General features: G+C 63.3%; 4 protein-coding genes and 2 pseudogenes. 4 read left to right on the top strand and 2 right to left on the bottom strand.

From position 1 onward, the window contains the following. Window positions 1-672, bottom strand: a pseudogene (locus WA070_RS09025) (hypothetical protein); the annotation flags it as partial. Between the two features lie 138 nt (window positions 673-810). Here WA070_RS09025 and WA070_RS09020 point away from each other — a divergent pair. From WA070_RS09020 to WA070_RS09010, 3 genes are all read left to right on the top strand, one after another. Beyond that, complete coding sequence (locus tag WA070_RS09020; protein ID WP_024018139.1) at window positions 811-2,049, top strand: tyrosine-type recombinase/integrase; 1,239 nt, start codon at window positions 811-813, stop codon at window positions 2,047-2,049. Window positions 2,050-2,130: 81 nt separating this feature from the next. After that, window positions 2,131-3,282, top strand: coding sequence for a cystathionine gamma-synthase (metB, locus tag WA070_RS09015; protein WP_024018140.1), 1,152 nt, complete (start codon window positions 2,131-2,133; stop codon window positions 3,280-3,282). Continuing rightward, complete coding sequence (locus WA070_RS09010) at window positions 3,279-3,461, top strand: hypothetical protein (RefSeq protein WP_281822818.1); 183 nt, start codon at window positions 3,279-3,281, stop codon at window positions 3,459-3,461. Before metB ends, WA070_RS09010 begins: the two co-directional genes overlap by 4 nt. 12 nt (window positions 3,462-3,473) lie before the next feature. Here WA070_RS09010 and WA070_RS09005 read toward each other — a convergent pair. Further along, window positions 3,474-4,419, bottom strand: a protein-coding gene (locus WA070_RS09005; RefSeq protein ID WP_161633889.1) for an IS630 family transposase whose coding sequence is annotated in 2 segments (ribosomal slippage) — window positions 3,474-4,079 and window positions 4,081-4,419 — 945 coding nt in all. Because the reading frame shifts where the segments join, the coding sequence is not laid out codon by codon here. A 118-nt stretch (window positions 4,420-4,537) separates the two neighbouring features. On the opposite strand from WA070_RS09005, the pseudogene WA070_RS09000 reads away from it, so the two are divergent. Further along, a pseudogene (locus tag WA070_RS09000) lies at window positions 4,538-4,642 on the top strand (IS110 family transposase); the annotation flags it as partial. Window positions 4,643-4,811 lie beyond the last annotated feature (169 nt).

Genomic DNA, 4,811 nt, shown 5'->3' with positions numbered 1-4,811 from the left:
ATGGAGGGCTGCGGCGGCGCGTAAACGGTCTTCCTCGAGCGCCTGGAGCCTGACCAGCCCCTCTTCCGCCCGATCGGTAAGCGACCGGAGGTTACGCAGGACGATGGCCTGCGTGTCGCGCGGCGAGAGGCGAAGCGCCTTGTCGCCAATGGTCAGGCACGGCAGCACGGCCTGGGTTATCATCATCGATCGCAGGAGCCCGGGGACGGCAAGCCACGGCGTGATCGTGCTGTCTGCGCGGGCGCGCCGGGCCGTAATCTCAAGCGCGCGGAGGAGGGCTGGCCGCCGGCTCCAATCTTTTGGGACGTCCGTTGAGATCGCGAGCTCGTCTCGCCAATAACGGGATTCGCGCTGGGCTAATTGCCGCTGCCAAATCGGAAGCGCATCACGATCGTCCAGATTGGTCGGCATCGGCGGGCGGCCGGGAAGATTGACGGCGCATTCCCGGCCGAAAATATCAATTTCGTCAATCTCGGCGCCCTGCACCTGCAGCGCTGTGGTATAGCCGGTCCAGGTGGCGCGTCGCTGCCATGGCGCTGCGGCAGGACTGGCAGAAACACGGGCATCGAGGCGGCCTATCGCCGCCGCCGCCCGTTCCAGACGGGCGACCAGCCTGGAAGTCCAGATTGGCTCTGAGAGGTCCGGGATGGCAGCAGGCATGGCGTTCAACATATCCCCAAAGTAGCCCTAGCGTCTACCATGCTGTTGCTCCTGAAATATCGACCTGCGATAATTGCAGTTATCATATAAGCGGAATTGACGCCTCTTTATAAGATAAGCTACAAGCGACGTTGAGGAGCGTGGCGCATCATGGGCACCGAAACTGCCCGGGAAGGGCCGAAAACCGCTGTAGCGCCGTCGGAGGCGGACCTGCCGGCTGTCAGGGCCCCGGTCGACCTTGCCTGGACGATCGTGCAGATGCGCGCCGGCGAGCGTATCACCGTCAACGAGGCGCTGATCGCAGCGTACCAAGCCGCCTCGTCGCCGCACAGCATCCGCGCTCTAAAATCCGATGTCGAAGCATTCGATGCCTGGTGCCGGCGCTCCAACCGGATTGCGCTGCCGGCAACGGCCGAGACCGTGGCCGATTATCTCGATGCCCGGGCGGGGAAGGGGAGCCGGCCAGCGTCGCTCTCCCGCTACAAGGCGTCGATCGCCAAGATCCACCAGCTGCTCGATCTGAAGGATCCGACGCCCGCCCCATTGGTCAAGCTGCGGCTGCAGGCGGTCCGCCGCGAGAAGGGGGCGGCACAAAAGCAGGCGCGGCCCTTACGGTTCAAAGGTCCGGTACGCGACGTCGAGCGCGACAAGGCGCGCGGGCTCAACATCCGCGCCTTGCTCGAGAGTTGCGGAGACGATCTGCCGGGCCTGCGTGATCGGGCGCTGCTGTCGACGGCTTACGACACCGGGCTGCGGGCCTCCGAGCTGGTGGCGGTCGCGGTCGAACATATCGAGGAGGCGATCGACCCCGAGGCGCGTCTGCTGCAGATCTTGCGCAGCAAAGGCGATCAGGACGGGGAGGGGGCAACCGCGTTTCTGAGCCCGCGCACCGTCGCGGCGATCGCGGCCTGGACCGAGGCGGCCGGGATCACCGCAGGGCCGCTGTTCCGGCGGGTGCAGGTGCGGCGCTACAAGGCCCGCGCTGCCGTGCGGGGTCGGCCGATCGACAGCATCTCAGGGCGAGAGACGTGGGATCTGCGCAAGACCCTGTCGAAGCCGGCGCTACCGGCACGGGTCGAGTATGACCTCGGCACCGTGGCGCTTCATCCCGCGTCCATCGGCCCAATCTATCGATCGATGATCCAGCGGGCGTTCGATCGTGGCGCTCTGCCCGATCTGACCGCGGATGATCTGGCGCGGCTGCTCAAGGGGATCAGCGCGCATTCGACGCGGATCGGGCTCAACCAGGATCTGTTCGCGAGCGGCGAGGATCTGGCCGGGATCATGGACGCGCTGCGCTGGAAAAGCCCGCGCATGCCGCTCGCGTACAATCGCAATCTTACAGCTGAAGCCGGCGCAGTTGGACGGCTGATGGCCAAATTCCGGTAGCGGGCCCATCGGTGGCGCAAGCCCACAGCCTGGATCGTTGATTGGCTTTATCGTGCGATCCGCGGCGTATAAGAGGCCCTGATGACGAAAGAACAAGCACCCGAGACGATTGCCGCAACGTACGGCGTGGCAACCGATGCGGCATTTGGGGCGGTGGCTCCGCCGATCTATCTGACAAGCACCTTCACTTTCGAGGGCTTTGAGCAGCCGCGCGAATTTGATTATGGTCGCGCGGGAAACCCGACGCGGGCGATGCTCGCCGAAGCGCTTGCTCGCCTCGAACATGGCGCGGGTGCGGTCATTACGGCAAGCGGCATGGCCGCTGTCGATCTGCTTCTGGCGCAGATTGATTCCGACGATCTCGTGTTGGCACCTCACGACTGCTACGGCGGAACCCGCCGCCTCCTGCTGGCGCGAGCCGCAAAACGGCAATTCCGGGTAACATTTATCGATCAATCGGATGGGGATGCGCTCGCCGTTGCCTTCTCCGACAAGCCGGCGCTAGTCTTGGTGGAGACCCCGAGCAATCCGCTGATGCGCGTTGTCGATATTCGCGGGATCTGCGCGCTCGCCAAGGCCGCCGGCGCGCGAGTTGCAGTCGATAACACCTTCCTCTCGCCAGCGCTGCAACGGCCGCTCACACTCGGGGCGGATTATGTAATCCACTCCACCACCAAGTATCTCAACGGCCATTCGGACGTGATCGGCGGCGCTGTCATCACGGCCGATGCCGACGAATACCTGAAGCTCGCTGTCTGGGCGAACGTCGTAGGGGTGACGGGCGCCCCCTTTGATGCGTGGCTGACGTTACGAGGATTGAGGACGCTGTTCCCACGTATTGAGCGGCAGCAGCGGACCGCAGGCATGATTGCCAAATATCTGGAGCAGCACGCCCGAGTGTGCGCTGTGCACTATCCCGGCCTCGCCTCCCACCCAGGCCATGTCATTGCCACATCTCAACAGCACGGTTTCGGCGCCATGTTGAGCTTTGAGCTCGAAGGCGGGGTCGAGGCGGTGGGCCGCTTTATCACCGCGATCGGCACCTTTACGCTCGCAGAATCGCTGGGAGGCGTCGAAAGCCTCATCTCTCATCCGGCGACGATGACGCATGCCGACATGGGCGTTGAGGCGCGACAAATGGCCGGCATCAACGATGGCCTGCTACGGCTTTCAATTGGGCTTGAGCATTTAGACGATCTGATTGCTGGTCTGGAGAAGGGGTTCGGCGCATGAGCGAGGCCTCGGATTCGGTCCCGCTCTGTCGCTATGAAGAGTTGGTTCGCCGAGAAAACCGGCAAAGGGCGGCGCGCAGCTCAGCTGCGGTCGCAGCGCTTGAGCAACTCGCCGGTGCCGATAACCTCAAAAGTGGCGGGGTCGATATACCGGACAGGCTGTCCGGTGGAGAGAGCTAGAGTCTGTCCTGCTCATATTGAAGCATATCCGGAGTTTCGCAGGTAGCTTGCGCATTCGGCTGGAGGGAATGCGTCGAGGAGGGATCCGATCCGACGCCATGTGGCTTCGACCGATCGCTCAGCGGCCTTGCGGAGCAGGAGCTTGAGCTTCGCGAAGACCTGCTCGATCGGGTTCAGGTCCGGGCTGTAGGCTGGCAGGAAGAACAGCTTGGCCCCAGCGGAGCGGAGCGCCTTGCGGACTGCAGCGCCTTTGTGGCTGCCCAGATTGTCCATGATGACGATGTCGCCAGGCTTAAGTGTCGGCACCAGGAACTGCTCGACCCAAGCGGTAAAGATCTCCCCGTTTATCGGCCCATCGAGAACGCAGGGTGCATCGATCCGGTCATGCCGAAGCGCCGCGATGAAGGTGAGGGTGCGCCATTTGCCGAAGGGCGCCCGCGCCACCAGCTTCTGGCCGCGCCGGCACCAGCCCCGGATCGGCGTCATGTTCGTCTTGGCCCAAGTCTCGTCGATGAAAACGAGTCGTTTGGCTTCAAGCAGGTGCTGATACTTCTTCCACTGCTCGCGCCGTCGGGCGATCGACGGCCTCAACTGCTCGTCGGCGAATAGCGTTTTTTTTTAAGCTGAAACCGGCCGAGTGCAGCAGCGCCCAAACCGTGTTGTGACTGATCGTGCGGTATCCCCGCTCGCGCAGCTCGATCGCCAATGCCCGTACCGTCAGGTCCGGCTGCTCGGCCAGTCGGCCCAAAAGCCATGACTGCTCGGATGCTAGCAGCCGACCTGGTCGGCCAATCCTCGGCCGCGATGCCGCGGTGCCCGTCCCGCGCCAACGCTGAGACCATCTCACCGCGCTCGACACGCTTACCCGAAAGACACCAGCCGCCTCACGAACCGTTCGGCCTGACGCGACGAACTTCGCCACACGCTCCCGCAAGTCGTTTGAATAAGGTCTGGCCATTCCTGCTAGCCTCCACTCCAGCAGGAAGCTTGATGAGGTGGACGGCCCCTGACCCAGCGGCATCGATTCGTGCCAGGATGATGCTGTCAGCGACCATCAACGGGAAGGAGCCGTCCGGATGCAGATTACCACGATTGGCCTCGACATCGCCAAGAACGTTTTTCAGCTTCATGGCGTCGATGATGCAGGGCAGCCGGTGTTGCGTCGGAAAGTTCGACGGGATGGCGTTACCTCAAGGTTCGTGCGCCAGACAACGATTTCTCGGGCATAAGCGGAACATCGGCTACGCAACACGCTTCAACCGCGCCATTGGCTCGTTGAGTGGGTGGAATTCACCTGCGGGAAGTCGCCTTGCCTGTTCCCAGAGGTAATCGCCGGTCAGGCTGATATGC

The organism is Sphingobium sp. (assembly GCF_049304695.1).
GTDB lineage: Bacteria > Pseudomonadota > Alphaproteobacteria > Sphingomonadales > Sphingomonadaceae > Sphingobium.
The sequence above is the reverse complement of the archived record's forward strand: the minus strand, read 5'-3'. Positions and strand labels throughout refer to the sequence as shown.

Bases quoted from the DNA above. Each gene is read 5' to 3' on its own strand.
- WA070_RS09020 (WP_024018139.1), top strand. From the start codon at position 811: ATGGGCACCGAAACTGCCCGGGAAGGGCCGAAAACCGCTGTAGCGCCG.
- metB (WP_024018140.1), top strand. From the start codon at position 2,131: ATGACGAAAGAACAAGCACCCGAGACGATTGCCGCAACGTACGGCGTG.
- WA070_RS09010 (WP_281822818.1), top strand. From the start codon at position 3,279: ATGAGCGAGGCCTCGGATTCGGTCCCGCTCTGTCGCTATGAAGAGTTG.